This is a genomic window from Jatrophihabitans fulvus (assembly GCF_054781375.1).
In genome coordinates this window covers 1-21,831 of the sequence record NZ_BAAGUN010000007.1, presented here as the reverse complement: position 1 = coordinate 21,831, position 21,831 = coordinate 1, and the positions used below count along the sequence as shown (strand labels likewise).

Sequence of the window (21,831 nt, the reverse complement as noted above, 5' to 3'; positions counted from 1 at the left end):
CGTGTGCCTGCCTACTTCGAGTCGTACGCCTTGCGGCTCGAACAGACGGACGCGAGCGCGCACGGCGTGCGGCGGCCGTCGGCGGACAACCGCACGACGACCTTCTCGCCCGGCACGTCGTGACCGACGACCTTGCCGGGGCCGTCGGGGGTGTCGACCTGCTCCCCCACCGGCGGCGCCTCGGCGGCGAACTGCTCGTACAGCGGGTGCTCGTACTTCAGGCAGCACATCAACTTGCCGCAGGCGCCCGAGATGCGCATCGGATTGGGCGGCAGGTCCTGGTCCTTGGCCATGCGGACGCTGACCGGCTCGAAGTCGACGAGGAAGGTCGAGCAGCACAGCTCGCGTCCGCAGCTGCCGACGCCACCGGTGAGGCGGGCCTCGTCGCGGGCGGACAGCTGCCGCAGCTCGACGCGGCTCGACAGCGTGGCGGCGAGGTCTCGCACGAGCGCGCGGAAGTCGACCCGGTGCGGGGCGGTGAAGTAGATCGTCACCTTGCGCTCGTGCGGCAGGTGGTCGACGCCGACGACCTTCATCGGCAGCTCGTGCTCACGGATCAGCTTGCGGCTCGCGACCCGGGCGTGGGCACGGACCTTGCGTGATGCGGCGGCGGCGTCGACCGCGGCCTCGTCGGCGACGCCGGCGAGCACGGGCAGCCCGCCGACCGGCTCGGTCACCCACTCGGGCGCCCAGACGACCTGCGCCACCTCGGCGCCGTCCTCGGTCGGGTAGAGCACGCGATCGCCCACGGCGACGCGCAGCTCGCCGGGGTCGGCGTAGTACAGCCGCCCCTGCGGCTGGAAGACGACCGCGCACATCATCGGCACCCCGCCACCGTACTGGCGGGAGGCGGGGTCAGGGCAGGCGCAGCGACGCGGTCATCGCCTCGACGGCGATGCGCGGCTTCACGTTGTCGTCGATCGCCTGCCGGCAGGCAAGGATCGCGTCGAGACGGCGCAGCACGCCGGCGGCGTCGAGCCGGCTCGCGACGGTGCGGACGTCGTCGGCGAGATCGGGGTGCGACGGGGCGACCGTCGAGCCGGAGATGCGCAGCAGCACGTCACGGTAGAACGCCGCGAGATCGACCAGCGCACGGTCGAGCGCGTCGCGCTGGGTGCGGGTGGCGCGCGACTTCTGCCGCTTCTCGAGGTCCTTGAGCACGCCCGCCGACCCGCGCACGGACGTCGCGACCCCCTTGCCGGTGGCGCCCTGACCGAGCGCGACCTGCAGTGCCTCGGTCTCGCCGGCGTCGAGGTCGGCGGACAGGGCGGTGGCCTCGGCCTCGGCCGCGCCGACCAGGTGGTCGGCGGCCAGCAGGCAGGCACGCAGCGAGTCGAGCGAGGCCGGGATGGCGAGCACGGCGGCGCGACGCTCGCGGGCGTCCGCGTCGCGGGCGAGGCGCCGCGAGCGGCCGACGTGGCCCTGCCCGGCGGCGGCCGCCCACTCGGCGGTGGACGGGTCGACGCCCTCGTCGCGCAGCACCCCGGCGACCGCCTCGGCGGCGGGGGTGCGCAGCGTGACCAGCCGGCAGCGCGACCGCACGGTCACCATCACGTCGTCCGGGTGCAGCGACGGTGCGCACAACAGCACGACCGTCCGCGGTGGTGGCTCCTCGATCGCCTTGAGGATCGCGTTGGACGCCTGCTCGGTGAGCCGGTCGGCGTCCTCGATGACGATCACCTGCCAGCGGCCCAGCTGCGGACGGCGCGACGCCCCCGCCACGGTCGAGCGCATCTCGGCCACGCTGATCGACAGCCCCTGCGGCACCACGTTGCGGACGTCCGGATGCGTGCCCGCGGCGACCGTGCGGCACTGCGCGCACTCGCCGCAGCCGAGCAGCCGTTCGCCGTCCGGGCCGGGATCGTCGGCACGCTCGCACTGCAGCGCGGCGGCGAAGGCCCGGGCGGCCACCGATCGCCCTGAGCCGGCGGGGCCGGTGAACAACCAGGCGTGCGTCATCGACCCGGACGGCACCGGGCGGCCGGCGGCGATGTCTGCCGCGGCGCCGGCGGCCGAGCGCAGGGTCGCGACGGCGGAGTCCTGCCCGACGAGCTGGTCCCAGACGGTCACGGGCCGATTGTGCCGGTCGGCGCCGACAGGTGCTCCGACTCCACCCGCGACAGCAGCGCCCGCAGGGTGTCGGCGAGCGGGCCCAGCGACGCGGGCGGCAGCGGGGCGAGCAGCTCGTGCTCGGCGGCCAGCAGGGCCGAGAACGCGGCGTCGACCATCTCGCGTCCGGCCGCGGTGAGCGAGGCCCGCACGAGGCGACCGTCCGCCCGGTCGGCCGTGCGCGCGACGAGACCGCGGGCGGTCAGCCCGTCGAGGCGGCTGGTCATCGTGCCGGAGGTGACGTGGGTGCGGGCGGCGAGCTCGCCCGCGGTGAGCGTGAACGGCTCCCCCTCGCGGCGCAGCGCGGCCAGCACGTCGAACTCGTGCTGGCGCAGGCCGTGCGAGGCGAAGATGCGGCGGCGCCGCTCGGCGAGCACCCCGGCCAGGCGGTCGAGGCGCGAGAGAACCTCGAGCGGCGCGGCGTCGAGGTCGGGGCGCTCGCGGCGCCACGCCGCGACGATCCCGTCCACCTCGTCGGCCACGGGTCGATGGTCGCACATCTCTTGACGCCGAGAGATCTGCTCAGCCGGGCAACCGACCGAGCGCCTCGCGCACGTCGGCGGCGATCTCGTCCGCCGGGCGGTCGGCGTCGAGCACGACGTAGCGGTCCGGATCGGCGGCGGCCAGCTCGAGGAAGCCGGTGCGGACGGCCGCGTGGAACGCGGCGGACGCCGACTCGAGGCGGTCGAGGGCCGCGCGCTCACCGGCCCGCCGCAACCCCACCCGCGGGTCCAGGTCGAGCAGCACGGTGAGGTGCGGCACGAGCCCTCCGGTGGCCCACGTGGTGACCATGCGGGCGCCCTCGCCCAGGCCCCGTCCGGCGCCCTGGTAGGCGAGCGTCGAGTCGACGAACCGGTCGGTCAGCACGTCCGCCCCGCGCGCGAGCGCCGGCGCGATGACCGTGTCGACGTGGTGGGCGCGGTCGGCGGCGTAGATGAGCGTCTCGGCGCGCGGCGTCACGTCGCCGTCGGGGGCGAGCACGAGCTCGCGCAGGTGCGCGCCCAGCGGCGTGCCGCCCGGTTCGCGGGTGGTGACGACCTCGCGGCCGTGTGTCGCGCGCAGCCAGTCGGCGGCCGCCTGCAGCTGGGTCGACTTGCCGACGCCCTCGCCGCCCTCGAACGCGACGAACCGCCCTGTCACGTGGCGCGCTCGCCGACGGCGGCGTCCTGGGCGAGGGCGGGCAGGTCCGGGTGCTCGGCCAGCAGCGAGGCGCGCCGCTCGACGAGGCGGCGCAGCCGGTCGCCGACCTCCGCGGGCAGGTGCTCCGGCGCGAGGTCGTGGCAGCGCAGCACCCGTCCCGGGTGGGCGTCGAGCTCGTCGTCGTAAACCAGCCGGATGCCGTCGAGGTCGAGCTCGCCCACCGCGCCGGCGACGGACGACGGCTCACCACCCTCGACGACCACGGTGAGGTCGGCGGCGAGCTCGCCCGTGCTCCAGGCGTTGACGGCGCGGATGCCGTCGACGTCGGCCCCGCGACCGCCGCCGTGCACGGCGAGCGAGGTCAGCACGAACCGGTCGCAGACCACGACCTCGCCGCGGTCGAGCGCCGGTCGGATCACCGCGGCGACGTGTTCGGCCCGATCGGCGGCCGACAGCAGCGCCGCGGTCTCGGGCTCGACGCCGGACCCGTCGGCGAGCAGTTCGGTGACCCGATGGCCCGTCGCGCTGGACGTCGGCTCGGCCGTCTCGACGACCACGAGCCGCAGCGAGCGGGCGGTCTCGGCGAGCAGGTGCGCGTACCGACCCGTCGCGGCCGCGTCGACACCTTCGACGGTCACGAGCAGGCCGCCCCGTTCCGCGCCGTACGCCGCGGACGTCCGCAGGAATCGTTTTCGCGCGATGTCGCGCAAACGCTTGCGGGACTCACCCGCCCTCGAGGTGGCGTAGAGCGAGACGCCCAGGGCGAGGACACCTCCGAGCAACAGCGTCAGGCCGGGTCCGGAGAACCGCAGGTACGACTGCCCGATCTTGATGCGGTGCGAGCCGAGCACGCCCGCGATCAGCGGTCCGACCGCGATGGCGACCAGCAGCATGATGCGCACGGACGACAGCACGAACGAGAAGATGCGGCCGCGCAACCGTTCCTCGACCTCGAGGCCGATCATCGTGTACCCGATGATCCAGGCCATGCCGGCGAAGAGGCCGACCAGCGAGGCGAAGACGACCGCGAGCACGATGTCGCGGATCAGCGACATCACGAGCAGCGAACCGCCGGAGAACCCGATCGCGAGCCCGAACACCCGGCTGCGCGAGACGTTGGGAAGCACCCGCGGCCCGACGAGCATGCCGACGGCCAGCCCGGCGAAGACGGTGCCGAACATGATCGAGTACCCGGCCGGGCCCGCCGAGAGCGTGCGGACCCACAGCTGCGCGACACCGACGACGAGACCGCCGGAGGCAAAGGCGCCGATGATGCCGACGTAGAGGCCGCGGATCAGGTCGTTCGCGCGCATGTACGAGATGCCCTCGCGCAGCAGCGCGACGATGCTCTTCCCCTGCTCCCGTTCGGCGGGGACGGCGGGGATGTCGCGCCGGCTGTAGAACACGGTCGCCGCGCTGACGAAGAACGTGATGGTGTTGAGCGCCAGCGCCACCACGATGGCCACGTTGACGTCGCCGCTGCGCACGGTCGTGTCGGTGCCCGCGAGCCGGTTCGCCGCCGACAGCAGCGCGAAGAGTCCGGCGGCGATCGGCACCGTGCCGTACACCGAGAACAACGAGATCTGGTTCGCGGTCGCCAGCAACCGCTTGGGGACGATCGAGACCTGGATGACCTGTTTGCAGGGCTGGGTGAAGAGCCCGATCGCCTCGATCATGAACTGGGCCACGTAGAGCCACACGAGTTCGTACCCGAGCGCGATGGACGCGTAGAGCAGACCGGCGAGGGTGTCGCCGACGATCACCGTCTTGCGGCGGTCGAGCTTGTCGGCGAACGCCGCGGCGAGTGGCCCGAACAGCAGGTCCGGGGCCAGCTTCACCAGCAGCACGCCGGAGATCGCCGCACCCTGCGTCGTGTAGGACGAGTCGCGGGTCAGCTGCTGCGCCAGCGCCGTGTTGGCCAGCAGGCCCAGCCAGTCGCCCAGGCTCGAGAGCGTGATCGCCGCCCACATGCGACGGACGACGGGGATCCGGGCCAGTGTCACCAGTGAGTTCTCACGGCGACGAGCGGAGTCGGCGGACCGGGTCACCGGCCCACCTGCACCGGTGCCCGACACGCCAGGGCCCAGGTCACGGCCGGAATTCTATCGGTCACCCCGACCACGCCCCCGGCTCCACCCGCGGCGGGGCGGCAGCCGCGCCTCAGTCGGCGGCGGCCGGGGCCGCCTTCTTCGCCGCCTTCTTGGCCGCCTTCTTCGCGGTCGTCTTCTTCGCGGCCGCCTTTGTCGCGGTCTTCTTCGCGGCCGCCTTCTTGGCCGCGGTCTTCTTCGCCGCCTTGCGCGGAGCCTTCTTCGCCGGACCCCGGGCGCGCCGGTCGGCCAGCAGCTCCGAGGCGCGCTCGTCGGTGATCGACTCGATCTCGTCGCCCTTGCGCAGCGAGGCGTTGGTCTCGCCGTCGGTGACGTACGGGCCGAAGCGGCCGTCCTTGATGACCATCTTCTTCTGCGAGACCGGGTCCTCGCCGAGCTCACGCAACGGCGGGGCGGCGGCCGCCCGGCGCCCGCGCTGCTTGGGCTGGGCGAGGATGGCCTGCGCTTCCTCGATCGTGATCGTGAACAGCTGTTCCTCGGTGTCGATCGACCGCGAGTCGCTGCCCTTCTTGATGTACGGGCCGTACCGGCCGTTCTGCGCGGTGACGTCCTCGCCGTCGAGCTGGCCGAGGGTGCGCGGCAGCGTCAGCAGTTTCTCGGCGTCCTCGAGGGTGATCGTGTCGAGGGACATCGACTTGAACAGCGACGCCGACTTCTCGCCGTCGCTGACGTACGGGCCGTAGCGGCCGGCCTTCGCGGTGACGGTGCGGCCGTCGGCGGTCTCGCCGAGGTCGCGGTCGCCGGACGGCGCCGACAGCAGCTCCTCGACCTTCTCCGCGGTCAGCTCGTCGGGGGCGAGGTCCTCGGGCAGCGAGGCACGGCGCGACTCGTCGCCGTCGCCCTCCTGCAGGTAGGGCCCGTAGCGGCCGACGCGCACGACGACGTCCTCGGGTGCGTGCGGCAGCTTGATCGAGTTGACGCCGCGCGCGTCGATCTCCTCGAGCCGGGCGGCGATCAGCCGCTTCAGCCCGCCCTGCGCCGAGATGCGTTGGGAATCAGGACCCTCGTCGGCGGAGCCGAAGTAGAACTTCGTCAACCACTCGATGCGTGAGCGCCCGCCGTTGGCGATGTCGTCGAGGTCGTTCTCGACGGACGCCGTGAAGCCGTAGTCGACCAGCCGCGAGAAGTACGACTCGAGCAGGCCGACGACGGCGAACGCCGTCCACGTCGGCACCAGCGCCGGGCCCTTCTTCCAGACGTAACCGCGGTCCTGGATCGTCTGCATGATCGAGGCGTAGGTCGACGGTCGGCCGACACCGAGTTCCTCCATCGCCTTCACCAGCGACGGTTCGGTGTAGCGCGAGGGCGGCGAGGTGGTGTGACCGGTGGGCGTGAAGTCACGCGGGTCGAGACCGTCGCCGCGCTCGACCTGCGGCAGGCGCTTCTCGGCGTCGTCCTTGTCGCCGGACTCGTCCCTGTCCTCGACGTACGCCCGCAGGAAGCCGGGGAAGGTGATCGTCCGTCCCGAGGTGGTGAACACGACCGCCTCGTCCGAGGCCGACGTGCCACCCAACCGGATCGTCATCGTCGTGCCGACCGCGTCGGCCATCTGGGACGCGAGCGTGCGCTGCCAGATGAGCTCGTAGAGCCGGAACTCGTCGCTCGACAGCTCGCTCGCCACCTGGCCCGGCGTGCGGAACGAGTCGCCGGACGGGCGGATGGCCTCGTGCGCCTCCTGCGCGTTCTTCACCTTGCGGTTGTAGGTGCGCGGCTCGGCGGGGACGTACTGGTCGCCGTACAGCTCGCGGGCCTGCGTGCGCGCCGCCGTGAGCGCCGTCTGCGACAGGTTCGTCGAGTCGGTGCGCATGTAGGTGATGTAGCCGTTCTCGTACAGCCGCTGGGCGGTACGCATCACCTGCTGCGCCGACCAGCGGAACTTGCGCCCCGCCTCCTGCTGCAGCGTCGAGGTCATGAACGGCGGGTACGGACGGCGCCGGTACGGCTTCTCGTCCACGCCCTGCACGGAGAATGCGCGGCCGTCGAGGCGCGCGGCCAGACCGCGGGCGCCGGCCTCGTCCAGGTGCAGCACGTTCGCCGGCGCGCGACCGGTGGACGGGTCGAAGTCGCGTCCCGTGGCCAGCCTGGTGTCGTCGACCGACACGAGCGTCGCGGTGAAGCTCTCGGGGTCGTTGGGCTTGCGCTGCTGCGGCGCGAAGGTGCCGACCACGTCCCAGTAGTCGGCCGAGCGGAACGCCATGCGCTCGCGCTCCTTCTCGACGACCATGCGCGTCGCGACCGACTGCACGCGCCCGGCCGACAGCTGCGGCAGCACCTTCTTCCACAGCACCGGGCTGACCTCGTAGCCGTAGAGCCGGTCGAGGATGCGGCGGGTCTCCTGCGCGTCGACGAGCGACTCGTTGATCTCGCGCGGGTTGGCGACGGCGGCGGCGATCGCCTGCGGGGTGATCTCGTGGAACACCATGCGGCGGACGGGGATCTTCGGGTTCAGCGTCTCGACCAGGTGCCAGGCGATGGCCTCGCCCTCGCGGTCCTCATCGGTGGCGAGGTAGAGCTCGTCGGCTTCCTTGACCAGCTGCTTGAGCTTCGACACCTGCTGCTTGCGGTCGACGCTCACCACGTACAGCGGCTCGAAGTCGTGTTCGGTGTCGACGCCGAGCCGCGCCCACGACTCGCCCTTGTACTTCGGCGGGACGTCCGCGGCGTTGCGCGGCAGGTCGCGGATGTGGCCGATCGAGGCCTCGACGATGTAGCCCTTGCCGAGGTAGCCACCGATCGTCTTGGCCTTGGCAGGGGATTCCACGATCACCAGCTTGGTGCCCGCGGACCCTGTGCCTGCCGCCACCGGCGTCACCCTCTCGATCTTGCGGCCCCGGCGGGACCTCGTCGAGCCGGACGGTACAGGACGGGTGTTCGCTCAGCCGCGCGGCGGGAAGGCGGGAGTGGGCAACGGCCACTCGTCGGCGCCGCCGTCCGGCGGGGGTCCCACCAGTTCGTGCAGTCGCCGCAGCCGCCGCGCCGACGTCACGCGCCAGCCCGGCCCGGGCCGTTGCGACAGCGACACCGCCGCCACCCCGAGCCGGGACAACTCGGCACCCGCCGCCTGATGGACGACCTCGTCCGTCGCGCCGGCCGAGCCGCCCGAGCCGGTCGCGAGCAGGTACGCGGCACCGTCGCGGCGGCCGGCCGCGACCGCCCAGAGCCGCAGGCCGGTCACGGTGAGGACGAACGGACGGGGCAGGGCGTGGTTCGCGCCGCGTGTCCACCGCGCAGCGTGGGGTTCGAGCCGTGGCGAGAACGCGGTGCGGACGGCGAGGCCGCCGGTGCCGGCGGCGGTGACGATCCGCTCGTCCGCCTCGGGCTCGGCGACGCCGAGCGCGGCGAACACGCCGGCCAGTTCGTCGGCACGCCACCGGTCGGGTACCACGACCGACAGCCGTGCCCCGCCGGCCCCGCGCACCCACCGTCCACCGGCGATCACCAACCCGTCCAGGTCCTCCGCTGCCGGGTCGGCGGCGGCCGCACCGAACAGCGAGAACTGGGTCACGAACGACATGGTGCCCGACGACCGCGAGGTCGCCGGGCACCGAGGGTGTGCTCGCGTCGGGTGTGTCCCGGGCTCAGCCGCCCATCGTCTTGGCGAGGCACCAGCGGTCGTCGGCGGTCTCGCGCAACGTCAGGACGATCTTGACCGACTGGCCGGACTGGAGATTGATGACGCCGTTCAGCGTGGCCGTCGAGCCGGTCTCGTTCGCGGTGCCGCTCGGGTAGGCGGAGCGGACCGTGTCGAGGGTGCTCTGGGTGAGCGTGATGCGCGTCGTGGGGCACGCCAGGGCCTTGATGCCGTCGAGGCTCTTGGCGTTCAGGTTCAGGAAGTACCGCAGGCCCGTGCTGTAGGCCGAGTAGCCGTACGCCGAGCCGGACGAGCCGTACGAGGGCAACGAGTACGACGGCGTGCTGTACGACGGAAGCGAGTACGACGGCGTGCTGTACGACGGCAACGAGTACGACGGCGATGCGTACGAGGGGGACGAACCCGTGCTCGGGAAGTCGTTCGACCCCGACCCGGACGGCGACCCGCTGATCGTCGGCGTCGGGCTGCCCGACTGGCCCACGGGGGTCTTGTCGTCGTCGCCGCCGGTGAACGCGACCAGGGCGATGATGCCGCCGGCGATGACGACGACCGCGACGATCGCGGCGATGATCGCGTTGCGGCGGTTGTTGTTCGGCGGGCCGGCGGGCGGCCCGCCCCACGGCGGCTGGTTCTGGCCGTAGCCACCGGGCTGGCCGTAGCCGCCCTGCTGGCCGTACTGGTCGCCGCCCTGTCCGTAACCGCCGGGCTGGCCGTAGCCGCCGCCCTGCTGGCCGTACGGGTCGGGGTTCTGGCCGTAACCGCCGCCCTGCTGGCCGTACGGGTCGGGGTTCTGGCCGTAGCCACCACCCTGCTGGCCGTAACCACCGGGGTTCTGGCCGTACGGGTCGTTGCCGGGACCGTAACCGCCCGGGTTCTGCGGGGGGTAATTGCTCATCGCGTGCTCGCTTCTCGAATCGGTGGTCGTTCCAGGCCGCCGGTCTTCTTCAGTCCGCTCCACCTGACGTCGTCGGCCAGTCTGGCAGTGCTTACCCACCGCGGCCACTTGTCAAGATCGGAATCGGATGGGCAGTCCTGCCCTCCCCATCACCGAATCGGGCGATTGTGCGCAAAGCCCGCGGGCCCGAGCCGAGGAGGGCCGCGAACGACGAAACCGGGCGGCCGGTCCGTGAGGACCGACCGCCCGGAACGGGTGTTCGGCGGAGCTGCCGTGCGGGTCAGGTCGCCCGCGCGGTGGCCTCCGGCTTCGGGGCGTCACCCATCGAGACCTGCCGGCGCCGCGACACGGTCACCGCGCCCGCGATGATCAGGAACGCGATCAGCGCGACGATGCCGCGGACGACGTTGCTCTTGTCCTCGCCGAGGCTGAACTGCACCACAGCGGGGGCGATGAGCACCGCGACCAGGTTCATGACCTTGATCAGCGGGTTGATGGCAGGACCCGCGGTGTCCTTGAACGGGTCGCCGACGGTGTCGCCGATGACGGTGGCGGCGTGGGCCTCGCTGCCCTTGCCGCCGTGCGCGCCGTCCTCGACGAGCTTCTTCGCGTTGTCCCATGCGCCACCGGAGTTCGCGAGGAACACGGCCATGAGCACACCGGCGGCGATGGCACCGGCGAGGTAGCCGGCCAGCGGGCCGGCGCCGAAGGCGAACCCGATGGTGACCGGCGCGAAGATCGCCAGCAGGCCGGGCGTGGCCAGCTCGCGCAGCGAGTCCTTGGTGCAGATGTCGACGACGCGGGCGTAGTCGGGCTTCTCGCTGAAGTCCATGATCCCGGGCTTGGTGCGGAACTGCTCGCGCACCTCGAACACCACCCGGCCGGCCGCGCGGCCGACGGCGCTGATGGCCAGGCCACTGAAGAGGAACACCACGGCCGCACCGAAGATCGCACCGATCAGGATGTTCGGCGAGATGATCTTGAAGTCCAGCAGGCCCTTGGCGTTGTACCGCTCGTATGCCTGCGTGATCGCGTCGGTGTACGAGCCGAACAGCGCGGTGGCGGCGAGCACGGCCGTCGCGATCGCGATGCCCTTGGTGATGGCCTTCGTGGTGTTGCCGACGGCGTCGAGATCGGTCAGGACGCGGGCGCCCTGCTCGTCGATGTCGCCGGACATCTCGGCCACGCCCTGCGCGTTGTCGCTGATCGGGCCGAAGGTGTCCATCGAGACGATGACACCCGCAGTCGTCAGCAGGCCGCAGCCGGCGAGCGCGACGGCGAACAGCGCGACGCCGACGGAGCCGAAGCCGAGCAGGAACGCCCCGAACACGGCCAGGCCGATGAGCACCGCGGTGTACACCGCGGACTCGAGACCGAGCGAGATGCCCGAGAGGACGACGGTGGCCGGGCCGGTCAGCGACGTCTCGGCGACGTCCTTGGTCGGACGGCGCAGCGTGTCGGTGAAGTAGCCGGTCAGCTGCTGGATGACCACCGCGAGCACGATGCCGATCAGCACCGCGAGGAACGCGATGAGCGCCGGGTTGGCGTCGTCCGTCGGCAGGTCACCGTTGAACTTGAAGTCCTGGACGCCGTCGAAGTCGCTGAACTTGGAGGGCAGCATCGTGAAGGTCGCGATCGCGACGAGCACGAGCGAGGTGGCGGCCGAGATGAAGAAGCCGCGGTTGATCGGCACGAGGCCGTTGCGGTCGGACGCGCGCAGCTTGGTGGCGAGGATGCCGACCACGGAGCTGATGACGCCGATGCCGCCGATGACGAGCGGCAGCAGCAGGCCGTCCGCACCGAACACGGCCTGGCCGAGGATCAACGCGGCGACGAGCGTGACGGCGTAGGACTCGAAGAGGTCGGCCGCCATGCCGGCGCAGTCACCCACGTTGTCGCCGACGTTGTCGGCGATGGTGGCGGCGTTGCGCGGGTCGTCCTCGGGGATGCCCGCCTCGACCTTGCCGACGAGGTCGGCGCCGACGTCGGCGGCCTTGGTGAAGATGCCGCCGCCGACACGCATGAACATCGCGAGCAGGGCGCCGCCGAAGCCGAAGCCCTCGAGCACCGTCGGGGCGTGCTCGTTGTAGACGATCAGCACGATCGAGGCACCGAGCAGGCCGAGGCCGACGGTGAGCATGCCGACGATGCCGCCGGTGCGGAAGGCGATGTGGAAGCCGCGCTCGGCCTTGCCGCCGCGGGCGGCCGAGGCGACGCGGACGTTCGCGCGGGTCGCCATCGTCATGCCGATGTAGCCGACCGCGGCCGAGAACGCCGCCCCGACGAGGAAGAAGATCGCGCGGCCGATGCGGACGCTGGCGCCGCCCTCGTTGACCGGGAGGATCAGCAGCAGGACGAACACCAGGATCGAGAAGACCCCGAGCGTGCGGAACTGCCGGTTGAGGTACGCCGCGGCGCCCTCCTGCACGGCCTGCGAGATGTCCTGCATGTTCTTGGTGCCGGTGTCGGCCGCGAGGACCTCGCGGACGAGCACGTACGCGTAGACCAGTGCGAGGACCGCGACGACCGCGATGACGACGACGAAGCCGCGTTGACCGCTGTCGATCGCCAGCGGATTGTCCGCGGCCAGCGTCCCGGCGCTCCCCAGGTGGTGCGAGACCATAGAGCTCCCCTGCTCGACTCACGGCACCGCCGTGGATCGGCGCGGCACCGGTGACATGGTTGTGCGCCGGGGACGAATCGCCACAGAACCGTGGCGCCCGGCGCTGACCCGCGTACTTTAGCCCGCGCTGAGGGGGAATTGCGGGCGGGGTCCCACGCCGGGGTGTCCGCCCAGGGTGGCCGGGATCCCGGCCGACGGGTCAGCTCTGCAGCGCGGCGACCGCGTCGTCGACGCTGGCGTGAATGGAGAACACGCCGTCGAGACCGGTGATCGCGAAGAGCTTGAGGATGCGCTCCTGGGTGCAGACGAGCGGCAGCGCGCCGCCGGCGTCCGTGGTGGCCGAGCGGGCCTCGACGAGCGCGCCCAGGCCGGTGGAATCGAGGAACGACACCGCGGTCAGGTCGACCACGACCGTCGACACCCCTCCTTGCAGCAGCTCCGTGAGGCTGTCCTTGAGCGCCGGCGCCGAATAGACGTCGACCTCCCCGCTCACGGCCACGACGGGGAACCCGCCGACCGACTGGCGTGAGACCGAGAGCTCCACGCGTGCCACCCTTTCGTCCTGACGTGCCGTGCGCCGGTGCGGACACCGTCGCAGTCGATGGGGCAGGGGCGCGTGCTGCGCCCTGACCCGCCGCGCCGCTCGGACCCGCCACCCGCACCCGGTTCGGCCGCCAGCGCGGCCTGTCGGTGCGGAAGGGTTCCATGGAGCCGTGCGTCGCCCGGCGGTCTGCCGGGGCAAGCATGCCACAGGCCCAGGAGGGGAACGTCATCGTGCAGCATCTGCTCGACCGGCTGCTGCTCGGCGTCGCGCCCGATCGGTCGCCGGTCACGCACGTCGAGCGCATCGCCGCCCGCGACGGCCGCACGGGCGACTGGCCGGCCTGGGTCGCGCCGGTGCTGCGCGACCGGCTCGCCGCCCGGGGGGTCGCGCGGCCGTGGACGCACCAGGTCGAGGCGGCGTCGCTGGCGCACGAGGGCACGTCGGTCGTCGTCGCGACCGGCACCGCGTCGGGCAAGTCGCTCGCCTACCACCTGCCCGCGATCACCGCCCTGCTCGAGGACGACCGGTCCCGGGTGCTGTACCTCTCGCCGACGAAGGCGCTCGCCGGCGACCAGCTCCGCTCGCTGCAGGAGCTCGTACTGCCCGCGGTGCGAGCGGCGACGTACGACGGCGACACCCCGTTCACCGAGCGCGACTGGGTCCGGTCGCACGCCAACTGGGTGCTGACGAACCCCGACATGCTGCACCGCGGCATCCTGCCGGCGCACGCACGCTGGTCGTCGTTCTTCCGCCGGGTGAAGTACGTGGTGGTCGACGAGTGCCACGGGTACCGCGGGCTGTTCGGCTCGCACGTCGCGCAGGTGCTGCGGCGGTTGCGGCGGGTGTGCGCGCACTACGGCGCCGACCCGGTGTTCGTGCTCGCGTCGGCGACGGTGGCCGAACCCGCGGCGGCGGCGAGCCGGTTGGTCGGCGCGCCGGTGGTCGCGGTCCAGGACGACGGGTCACCCCGCGGGGCCCAGACGTTCGCGCTGTGGGAACCGCCGCTGACCGAACTGCGCGGCGAGCACGACGCGCCGGTACGGCGCGCGGCCGGCGCCGAGGCGGGTCGCATCCTCGCCGACCTGGTGGTCGAGGGGGCGCGGACGATCGCGTTCGTGCGGTCGCGGCGGGGCGCCGAGTTCGCTGCGCTCGGCGCCGTCCGCCACCTGGGCGAGGCCGGCCTGGACGAGCTGGCCGACCGCATCGCGCCCTACCGGGCCGGGTACCTGCCCGAGGAGCGTCGCGCCCTCGAGGCGGCGCTGTCGTCCGGGCAGCTGCTCGGGGTGGCCGCGACCAACGCCCTCGAGCTGGGTCTGGACATCTCGGGACTCGACGCCGTCGTGCTGGCCGGTTACCCGGGCACGCGCGCGTCCGTGTGGCAGCAGGCCGGTCGGGCCGGACGCCGCGGCGACGAGTCGCTCGTCGTGTTCGTCGCCCGCGACGACCCGCTCGACACCTACCTGGTGCACCACCCCGAGGCCCTCTTCGGACGGCCGGTCGAGGCCAGCGTCTTCGACCCCGCGAACCCCTACGTGCTCGCGCCGCAGCTGTGCTGCGCTGCCGCCGAGCTGCCGATCCGTCCGGACGAGGCGCGCTGGTTCGCGGCGGACGGCGACACCGCCCCGGTGACCGTCGTGCTCGACGACCTCGTGGCCCGGGCCCGGTTGCGGCGCCGTCCGGCCGGGTGGTTCTGGACGCAGCACGACCGTCCCGACACCGACATCCGCGGCGCGGGAGGGCCGCCGGTGTCGGTGGTCGAGCGGTCGACGGGGGCGCTGGTGGGCACCGTCGACGCCGGGGCGTCGCACGGCACGGTGCATCCCGGCGCCGTCTACCTGCACCAGGGCCGGGCCTACGTGGTCGACGACCTGGACGTCGAGGACGCGGTCGCCACGGTGCACCCGGAGTCGCCGCCGTGGTCGACGTCGGCGCGCGACGTCACCGACATCGCGATCGTGCAGGAGCGCGCCGCGTCGCGGCACGGTCCGGTGCGGGTCTCGCTCGGCACCGTCGACGTCAGCAACCAGGTCGTCGGCTACGTGCGGCGGCGTCTGGACACCGGCGAGCTGATGGACGAGATCGAGCTCGACCTGCCGGTGCGGGAACTGCGCACCACGGCCGTCTGGTACTCGATCGAGCAGGCCGCCCTCGATGCCGTCGGGCTGTCGATCGCGGACGTCCCCGGCGCCGCTCACGCCGCCGAGCACGCCGCGATCGGGCTGCTGCCACTGCTCGCGGTCTGCGACCGCTGGGACATCGGCGGGGTGTCGACGGCGTTGCACCCCGACACGGGGCGTCCGACGGTGTTCGTCTACGACGGGCATCCCGGTGGGGCGGGGTTCGCCGAGCGGGGGCACGCGACGCTCGTCGACTGGTTGCGGGCGACCCGCGAGGCGGTGGCCGCGTGCGAGTGCCCGACCGGGTGCCCCTCGTGCGTGCAGTCGCCCAAGTGCGGCAACGGCAACGAGCCGCTCGACAAGGCGGGTGCCGTCGTGCTCCTCGACCTCGTGCTCGGGCACCTCGCGTCGGACTGACCGAACCCGACCGACCCCAGCGGGTGGGTCGAGCGGGCCGACCCGCGGTGGTGCGCGGGTCGGCCCGGTCGTCAGCGGGCGGGGGTGGCGGCCCGGTTGCCGGTGTGCCGCATGCCGACCGGCGGCAGGGTCCCCGGGGATGTCTGCGCGCGGTGCGCGGTGACCGTCCGGCCGGTGTAGCCGAGCGCGAGCGTGCGCGAGTTGCCCCAGGGGTTGCTCACGATCAGGGTGGTCCTGCCCGCCGCCCGGGCCGGCACGTTCACCACGAGCTTGGTCGCGGTGCGCTGGACGAACGTGTAGACGCGGCTGGTGCCGACGGTCACGGCGGTGACGTCGGACAGGTTGCGGCCGGTCAGGGTGACCCGGCCACCCGCGGCCGGGACCGTCTTGGTGGCGGAGGTGATCACGGGACCGGCGGCCTGCTTGCCGGTGCTCATCGGACGCACCGCGCCGCGGTACTCCCCGTCCCACTTGATCAGGTCGGCGAGCCGGGACCGGCGCACCAGCGTGCCGCTCTGTCCGGCCTCGATCACCCAGCCGCGTCCCTCGTAGATCGCGGTGTGGCCGATGCCGTCGGGGATGTAGGACGAGAAGAAGACCAGGTCGCCGGGCACGAGCTGCCCGACGGTCGGGTGGAACCGACCCGCCTGGCCCTTCTGCGTCTGCGCGTAGTGGTCGAGGGTGCGGTACGGACCCCACGAGTGGAGAGTCAGGCCCGAGCAGTCGAAGCCGATGACGCGGCAGTCGTTGTCGCCGCCGTTGCGAGAGCAGACCCCGTAGGTCGGGGCCTTGGGGCTGCCACCCGCCCACGAGTACGGCAGGCCGAGCCACGACTGCGCCCGGTGGATGGCAGTGAGACCCATGGCGCGGGTCCAGGCCTTCGCCTTCGGCGCGATGCGGGCCGGACGGTGCTTCTGGCGCACCTGCCACGAGATGCGCTGCTCCTGGCGAGCCGTCAACCCGCCGTAGATGGGCGTGTCCATGGTCGGGGAGGTGAAGGTGTACTTCGTCGCGTCGCTGCGCCGCGACTGCCCGGCGGCGGTGGTCACCCGCACGTGCGTCAGGCCGTTGGCGTGGTCGGGCGTGCGCACCGTCAGCAGCGTCGGGGACACGACGGTGACGTCCCACCCGGAGCTCTGCGCGAACGTCACCTTCTGGACGCCGGTGAAGTTGGTGCCCCGCACGGTGATCTGCAGGCCGCCCCACCAGACGCCGCTGTGGGACGACAGCGACGTGATCGTCGGCAGTGCCGGCGCGGCGCCCGACGGCGACGACACGGCGACCGTCGTCGCGCCGACCGCGGTGGCGGTGACCGTCACCGCGAGGACCACGCGAGACGCACGGCGGAGACGGTGCGGCCGGGCGGGTCCGGCGGGACGGACGGGACGAAAAGCGCGAAATGAGCGCATGAAGTACTCCTGATTCTCCCCCGAGCCCCCGAAGGGTCACACAGGCCACACAAGTGATCAAGGCCCTCAGGGCCCTCTGTGGTTCGGCGTGCCTGTGGATCCTCGAGCCGGCCGTGCGTCGCGCGGCGCCTCGGGTCAGGTCGTCGGCACGAGACCGCCCGTGCGCCACTGCGACCAGGAGACGTTCCAGTCGCCGAAGCCCTCGCCCATGCTCATGCGCGGTCCGGAGGCGTTGGGGTACGTGACGACGTCGCCGACCCGGAGGAAGTCGTAGATGCGCTTCGCGTCGGCGGTGGTCAGGTTCGTGCACCCGTTCGAGCTGTCGCTGCGGCCGATGTTGCCGTAGGGCGGCTCGTTCCACGGCGCCGCGTGCAGGTACTCGCCGCCGTAGGTCAGCCGCTCGGTCCAGTAGACGTCGGGGTCGTAATAGCCCGGCCCGCGCATGCTCGTGTCGTACTGCTTCTCCATGACGACCTTCGTGCCGCGCAGGGTCGGGGTGTCGGCGGCGCCGAGCGAGACCGGGAAGCGTCCCCACCGCGTGCCGTCGCTCATGATCGTCATCATGTGGTCGCGGTCGTTGACGTAACCGATGGTGCGGGCCCCGGTGGAGAACTCGAGGGTCAGGCTGTCGTCGTAGACCAGCCCCGTGCCGGCCGACAGTCCCTTTGCCGGCAGGTCGATGCGGATCGTGGAGTGTGCCGGCCAGAACCCCTGCAGCCGCAGGTGCCCTTCGTTCGGACCGTGGCCGGCGCCGGACTGCTCGAAATACCACGCGCCGTGGGCGGGCTTGCCGTCGACGGTGATCGTCGTCGCCTGCTGGAGCGGCGCGGCGTCGGTGATCTGCCGCGAGAAGTAGGCGATCACCGGCATGCCGACGCCGTAGTGCGCGCCGTCGGCGTTGTACAGGCTGATGTGCACCGGACTGGCGGGGCCGTTGGCGCTGCGGGGGCCGTTGGTGCCGCGGGAGCCGTTGGTGCCGCGGGAGCCGTTGGTGCCGCGGGAGCCGTTGGTGCCGCGGGAGCCGTTGGTGCCGCGGGAGCTGTCGGAGTTGCTCGACCTGTCGGAGTTGCTCGACCTGTCGGAGCTGCTCGACCTGTCGGAGCTGCGGGGGCTGTTGGAGGCGCCGGGCCCGCCCACGGGCGTGGAGCCACCCGACGAGCCGCCGGCCCCCGGTGCCGAGGGGGTGCCGGCCGAACCGGGCGCCGACGCACCGTGCGAGGTGCCCGAGGTGCCCGAGCACGCGGCGAGCGCGACCGCCGCCAGTGCGACGGACGCGACGGCGGCGGGCCGGAGCACGGAGTGGGTCAGGTGGGCGCGGGCTCGACCGCGCAGCGTTCCGATCGTCACGACGGTTCGACGTGGCGGAGTGCGCCGCGGTTGCGTGGGACCGGTCTCGGTCCGGTCTCGTCCTCTCAGCGTCCTGACGGCGCGGCAGGACGCGCCACACCCGCGGTGGCGTGGACGTCACGGTCACGATGTGCCGGCGGGTAGCCGGCCCGCCCGCGCGGAGGCGGTGACGGTGCCGAGACCGACGAGGGGCAACCGAAGCGCCGAGGTCACGGTGAGGACGACGGTGCCGCTGCGCGTGTCGGCGGCCAGCCGGACCCGGCACCCGGTCAACCGCGCGCCGTTGCGCGTGACGACGACCCGGGCCGCGTCGCAGGGCGCACCGCCCAGCCCGATACGGGTCGCGCCGGCGAGCGCACCGAGGTCGGCGGCCGCTTCGGCGCGGTGCCGGGCCAGCACCGCCCCGGAGCGCACTGCCGAGGCGGTGGCGACGAGCATGACGAGCGAGCACGCGGCCACGACCCACACCGACGCCGACCCCTGTTCCGTCCGCAGTGACGCGGTCGGCAGTGCGACGCGCCGGCGGCTCATCCCGCCGCGCCCGCAGCTGCCGCGGACCTGTCGTCGCCGAGCGGTTCGGTCGCCGCGGTGGCGCGGGCCGTCACGGTGAACGCGGGCAGCAGGTCGCCGAGCGGCCGCACGGTCAGCCGGACGGTCGCCGTCACCGTGCCGCCCTCGCCGGTACCGGACGCGGCCACCGACAGCGTCGAACCGGGCGCGGCGTCGGCCGCGAGACGTCGGGCGACCGCGAGATCGCCGCGCGCCGCCGCCCGCGCGGCTTCACGCGCGCCGTCCTGGGCCCGCACCCGTCCGGACACCACGGCGAGCGCGGTCAGCGCAGCGCCCAGCACCACCACGAGGACCGGCAGGCACGCGGCGAGCTCGACGGTCGCCATGCCGGCGTCGCGACGGCGGCGGAGTCGCCGCCCGCGCCCGCCCGGCTGCCGACACCCGTCCGGGCACGGGCCGGGGTCAGATCGCATTCAGAGCCGACTTCACGATCTGGCTGAGGGCCGACGAGACCGCCGGACTGCGCACCACCTTGTAGAGGACGACGGCGAAGCCGACGGCGGCGACGGTGCCGACGGCGTACTCCGCCGTGGACATGCCGGCGTCGACGGCGCGGCGGGCCCGGCGGGCGCCGGCGCTCAGCCGGGACGGCAGTGAACGGAGCGGGATCAGGGCGAGGGCGAGAAGAGCGGTCATGCGGAGAGCCTGGATCGAACGGGCCGGTCCGACCGTCCGCCGACGGCCGTCTGTGGACGACCGCCTGCCTGTGGACGGCGAAACCCCGTCACGTCGGGGTCCGGGGTTACGGTCCGGGCGGGTCGCGTGCGCCCCGGCTCGCCGCCTGTCGCTACGCCTTCCCGCGCTCCGCCGCGCACGCGCGGGAATGTCGGCGCCACGCATTAGCGTCGTGTCCGCGCACCGTCCGAGGAGGCGACCATGGTGTCGACGCAGAAGCAGCCGCAGGCCGAGCCGCGCGGGTCGTCCGCCCGCACGACCGCGATCGAGACCAACGGCATCGAGATCATCGGCGACGACGAGCGCAAGGGCCGTCCGAGGCAACTGTTCTGGCCCTGGTTCGGCGCCAACGTGTCGGTGTTCGGGCTCAGCTACGGCTCGTTCGGCCTGTACCTGGGCGTCTCGTTCTGGCAGGCCCTGATCGCGGGTGCGCTGGGCATCGTCGCGTCGTTCCTGCTGTGCGGCTTCGTCGCGCTCGCCGGCAAACGCGGATCGGCACCGACGATGGTCCTGAGCCGGGCGGCCTTCGGCGTCCGCGGCAACCGCGTCCCGGCGGTGCTGTCCTGGGTGCTCACCGTGGGGTGGGAGACCGCGCTGACGATCCTCGCGACGCTCGCCACCGCGACGGTGTTCCGCGAGCTCGACTGGAGCTCCGGCGCCGCGACCAAGGTGCTCGCGCTCGTCGTCGTGGCCGGGCTGATCATCCTGGGCGGGTTCGCCGGGTTCGACGTCATCATGCGCATGCAGGCCGTCATCACCGTCGTGACCGGCGTGCTCACGGTCGTGTACCTCGTGGTCGTCGCCGGCGACATCGACTGGTCCGCCGTGAGCGCCGTGCCCTCCGGCGACTGGCAGAACGTCCTCGGATGCTTCGTGCTGTTCCTGACCGGGTTCGGCATCAGCTGGGTCAACGCCGCGGCCGACTACTCGCGTTACCTGCCCCGCCGCTCGCCCGGCGGCGGGGTCGTGGGGTGGACGACGTTCGGCGGCGCCCTCGCGCCGGTGCTGCTGCTCGTCTTCGGCCTGCTGCTGGCAGGCTCGTCGGCCGACCTGCGCGACGCGATCGCGGGCGATCCCGTCGGTGCACTCGCGTCGCTGCTCGACACCTGGGCCCTGGTGCCGTTCCTCGTCGTCGCCGTGCTGGGCCTCGTCGGAGGCGCAGTGCTCGACATCTACTCGTCAGGACTCGCCCTGCTCGCCGCGGGCGTGCGGTTGCCGCGGCCCGTCGCGGCGCTCGTCGACGGCGTCGTCATGGTCGGCGGTTCGATCTACGTCGTCTTCTTCGCCGACGACTTCGTCGGCCAGTTCCAGGGTTTCCTCGTCACCCTGGGCGTGCCGATCGCCGGGTGGTGCGGCGTGATGCTCGCCGACGTCGCGCTGCGGCGCCGCGACTACGACCCCGATGCCCTGTTCGACCGCCGCGGTCGCTACGGCGACGTCCGTGCCCTTCCCATGCTGGCCCTCGCCGGTGGCACCGCGATCGGCTGGGGCCTCGTCACCGCCACCAGCAAGGTCGACTGGCTCACCTGGCAGGGGTATCTGCTCGGTCCGCTCCACCTGGGCGGCCGCACCGGTGAATGGGCAGGTGCCGGCCTCGGCGTGCTCGTGTCCCTCGCGGTCGGGTTCCTCGTCACCCTCGCCGGCACGGCCGCCACCGTCCGCCGCCAGGAAACCGTCGCGTGACCCTCGTCGTCATCGACCTGCAGGAGGTCTTCGCGACCGGCCCGTGGGGCGCGCCGCGCTTCGGCGACATCGTGCCGGTGATCGAGCGGCTGGTGGCCGAGCACGAGCCGGACGTCGTGTTCACGCGTTTCGTCGCGCCGTCCGAACCGCAGGGCGCGTGGCGCGACTACTACGCGCAGTGGCCCTTCGCGTTGCGTCCGACCGAGGACCCGATGTGGCGGCTCGTGGCACCGTTCGGCGACCGTCAGACCCTCGACGCGCCGACGTTCGGCAAGTGGGACGCGCGGCTGGCCGCGGCGTGCGGGGACGAGCTCGTCGTCGCAGGCGTGTCGACCGACTGCTGCGTGCTGTCGACCGTGCTGGCCGCGGCCGACGCCGGCCGACGGGTCCGGGTCGTGCGCGATGCGTGCGCCGGCGCCGACGACACCTCCCACGTCCGCGCGCTCGAGGCGATGGCCCTGTTCGAGCCGCTCGTGCGCGTCTTCTGACAGGCGTCGCCACCGCCCGCCACCGCCCGCCACCGCCCGCCACCGCCCGCCACCGCCCGCCACCGCCCGCCACCGCCCGCCACCGCCCGCCACCGCCCGCCACCGCCCGCCACC

At 72.9% G+C, this 21,831-nt stretch carries 18 protein-coding genes; 3 read left to right on the top strand and 15 right to left on the bottom strand.

Annotation, left to right across the window (positions count from 1 at the left end):
* Nucleotides 1-11: 11 nt before the first annotated feature.
* From ACYVP9_RS19615 to ACYVP9_RS19570, 10 genes are all read right to left on the bottom strand, one after another.
* A complete protein-coding gene (locus ACYVP9_RS19615; RefSeq protein ID WP_460606936.1) occupies nucleotides 12-821 on the bottom strand; it encodes a PSP1 domain-containing protein in 810 nt (269 codons plus the stop codon).
* Between the two features lie 34 nt (nucleotides 822-855).
* Nucleotides 856-2,070: a DNA polymerase III subunit delta' gene (locus ACYVP9_RS19610; RefSeq protein ID WP_460606645.1), complete on the bottom strand. Its 1,215-nt coding sequence runs from the start codon at nucleotides 2,068-2,070 to the stop codon at nucleotides 856-858.
* A complete protein-coding gene (locus tag ACYVP9_RS19605) occupies nucleotides 2,067-2,609 on the bottom strand; it encodes a MarR family winged helix-turn-helix transcriptional regulator (RefSeq protein WP_460606644.1) in 543 nt (180 codons plus the stop codon). The genes ACYVP9_RS19610 and ACYVP9_RS19605 overlap by 4 nt, the downstream gene beginning before the upstream one ends.
* Nucleotides 2,610-2,631: 22 nt before the next feature.
* Nucleotides 2,632-3,249, bottom strand: coding sequence for a dTMP kinase (gene tmk / locus ACYVP9_RS19600; RefSeq protein ID WP_460606643.1), 618 nt, complete (start codon nucleotides 3,247-3,249; stop codon nucleotides 2,632-2,634).
* On the bottom strand, nucleotides 3,246-5,252 hold the full coding sequence (locus tag ACYVP9_RS19595) for a bifunctional MFS transporter/dTMP kinase (protein ID WP_460606642.1): 2,007 nt from the start codon (nucleotides 5,250-5,252) through the stop codon (nucleotides 3,246-3,248). The genes tmk and ACYVP9_RS19595 overlap by 4 nt, the downstream gene beginning before the upstream one ends.
* Before the next feature lie 157 nt (nucleotides 5,253-5,409).
* Nucleotides 5,410-8,169: a type I DNA topoisomerase gene (topA, locus tag ACYVP9_RS19590; RefSeq protein WP_460606641.1), complete on the bottom strand. Its 2,760-nt coding sequence runs from the start codon at nucleotides 8,167-8,169 to the stop codon at nucleotides 5,410-5,412.
* Between the two features lie 63 nt (nucleotides 8,170-8,232).
* Nucleotides 8,233-8,862, bottom strand: coding sequence for a hypothetical protein (locus tag ACYVP9_RS19585; RefSeq protein ID WP_460606639.1), 630 nt, complete (start codon nucleotides 8,860-8,862; stop codon nucleotides 8,233-8,235).
* 73 nt (nucleotides 8,863-8,935) lie between these two features.
* A complete protein-coding gene (locus tag ACYVP9_RS19580; RefSeq protein ID WP_460606638.1) occupies nucleotides 8,936-9,844 on the bottom strand; it encodes a hypothetical protein in 909 nt (302 codons plus the stop codon).
* A gap of 280 nt (nucleotides 9,845-10,124) precedes the next feature.
* A complete protein-coding gene (locus ACYVP9_RS19575; RefSeq protein ID WP_460606637.1) occupies nucleotides 10,125-12,467 on the bottom strand; it encodes a proton/sodium-translocating pyrophosphatase in 2,343 nt (780 codons plus the stop codon).
* 199 nt (nucleotides 12,468-12,666) lie between these two features.
* The gene (locus ACYVP9_RS19570; RefSeq protein WP_460606635.1) at nucleotides 12,667-13,011 is read right to left on the bottom strand and encodes an STAS domain-containing protein; all 345 of its coding nucleotides are present in this window, start codon (nucleotides 13,009-13,011) and stop codon (nucleotides 12,667-12,669) included.
* A 200-nt stretch (nucleotides 13,012-13,211) separates the two neighbouring features.
* On the opposite strand from ACYVP9_RS19570, the gene ACYVP9_RS19565 reads away from it, so the two are divergent.
* A complete protein-coding gene (locus tag ACYVP9_RS19565) occupies nucleotides 13,212-15,545 on the top strand; it encodes a DEAD/DEAH box helicase (RefSeq protein WP_460606634.1) in 2,334 nt (777 codons plus the stop codon).
* A gap of 71 nt (nucleotides 15,546-15,616) precedes the next feature.
* Here the strand turns inward: ACYVP9_RS19565 and ACYVP9_RS19560 are convergent, their stop codons facing one another.
* The 5 genes from ACYVP9_RS19560 to ACYVP9_RS19540 form a co-directional block, all read right to left on the bottom strand.
* Nucleotides 15,617-16,864 carry an IPT/TIG domain-containing protein gene (locus ACYVP9_RS19560; RefSeq protein ID WP_460606633.1) on the bottom strand — a complete coding sequence of 416 codons (1,248 nt, stop codon included), beginning with the start codon at nucleotides 16,862-16,864 and terminating at the stop codon, nucleotides 15,617-15,619.
* 225 nt (nucleotides 16,865-17,089) lie between these two features.
* The gene (locus ACYVP9_RS19555) at nucleotides 17,090-18,301 is read right to left on the bottom strand and encodes a L,D-transpeptidase (protein ID WP_460606632.1); all 1,212 of its coding nucleotides are present in this window, start codon (nucleotides 18,299-18,301) and stop codon (nucleotides 17,090-17,092) included.
* A gap of 123 nt (nucleotides 18,302-18,424) precedes the next feature.
* A complete protein-coding gene (locus ACYVP9_RS19550; protein ID WP_460606631.1) occupies nucleotides 18,425-18,832 on the bottom strand; it encodes a flp pilus-assembly TadE/G-like family protein in 408 nt (135 codons plus the stop codon).
* Nucleotides 18,829-19,197: a TadE family type IV pilus minor pilin gene (locus ACYVP9_RS19545; RefSeq protein ID WP_460606629.1), complete on the bottom strand. Its 369-nt coding sequence runs from the start codon at nucleotides 19,195-19,197 to the stop codon at nucleotides 18,829-18,831. Before ACYVP9_RS19545 ends, ACYVP9_RS19550 begins: the two co-directional genes overlap by 4 nt.
* Before the next feature lie 76 nt (nucleotides 19,198-19,273).
* Nucleotides 19,274-19,507, bottom strand: coding sequence for a DUF4244 domain-containing protein (locus tag ACYVP9_RS19540; protein WP_460606627.1), 234 nt, complete (start codon nucleotides 19,505-19,507; stop codon nucleotides 19,274-19,276).
* A 240-nt stretch (nucleotides 19,508-19,747) separates the two neighbouring features.
* On the opposite strand from ACYVP9_RS19540, the gene ACYVP9_RS19535 reads away from it, so the two are divergent.
* Entirely contained in the window at nucleotides 19,748-21,229 is a 1,482-nt protein-coding gene (locus ACYVP9_RS19535) for a purine-cytosine permease family protein (RefSeq protein ID WP_460606626.1), read from the top strand.
* The gene (locus tag ACYVP9_RS19530) at nucleotides 21,226-21,717 is read left to right on the top strand and encodes a cysteine hydrolase family protein (RefSeq protein ID WP_460606625.1); all 492 of its coding nucleotides are present in this window, start codon (nucleotides 21,226-21,228) and stop codon (nucleotides 21,715-21,717) included. The genes ACYVP9_RS19535 and ACYVP9_RS19530 overlap by 4 nt, the downstream gene beginning before the upstream one ends.
* Nucleotides 21,718-21,831 lie beyond the last annotated feature (114 nt).

Coding starts and splice junctions, on each gene's coding strand:
- ACYVP9_RS19615 (WP_460606936.1), bottom strand. CDS start 821: ATGATGTGCGCGGTCGTCTTCCAGCCGCAGGGGCGGCTGTACTACGCC.
- ACYVP9_RS19605 (WP_460606644.1), bottom strand. CDS start 2,609: ATGTGCGACCATCGACCCGTGGCCGACGAGGTGGACGGGATCGTCGCG.
- ACYVP9_RS19580 (WP_460606638.1), bottom strand. CDS start 9,844: ATGAGCAATTACCCCCCGCAGAACCCGGGCGGTTACGGTCCCGGCAAC.
- ACYVP9_RS19575 (WP_460606637.1), bottom strand. CDS start 12,467: ATGGTCTCGCACCACCTGGGGAGCGCCGGGACGCTGGCCGCGGACAAT.
- ACYVP9_RS19565 (WP_460606634.1), top strand. CDS start 13,212: ATGCCACAGGCCCAGGAGGGGAACGTCATCGTGCAGCATCTGCTCGAC.
- ACYVP9_RS19550 (WP_460606631.1), bottom strand. CDS start 18,832: ATGAGCCGCCGGCGCGTCGCACTGCCGACCGCGTCACTGCGGACGGAA.
- ACYVP9_RS19545 (WP_460606629.1), bottom strand. CDS start 19,197: ATGGCGACCGTCGAGCTCGCCGCGTGCCTGCCGGTCCTCGTGGTGGTG.
- ACYVP9_RS19540 (WP_460606627.1), bottom strand. CDS start 19,507: ATGACCGCTCTTCTCGCCCTCGCCCTGATCCCGCTCCGTTCACTGCCG.
- ACYVP9_RS19535 (WP_460606626.1), top strand. CDS start 19,748: ATGGTGTCGACGCAGAAGCAGCCGCAGGCCGAGCCGCGCGGGTCGTCC.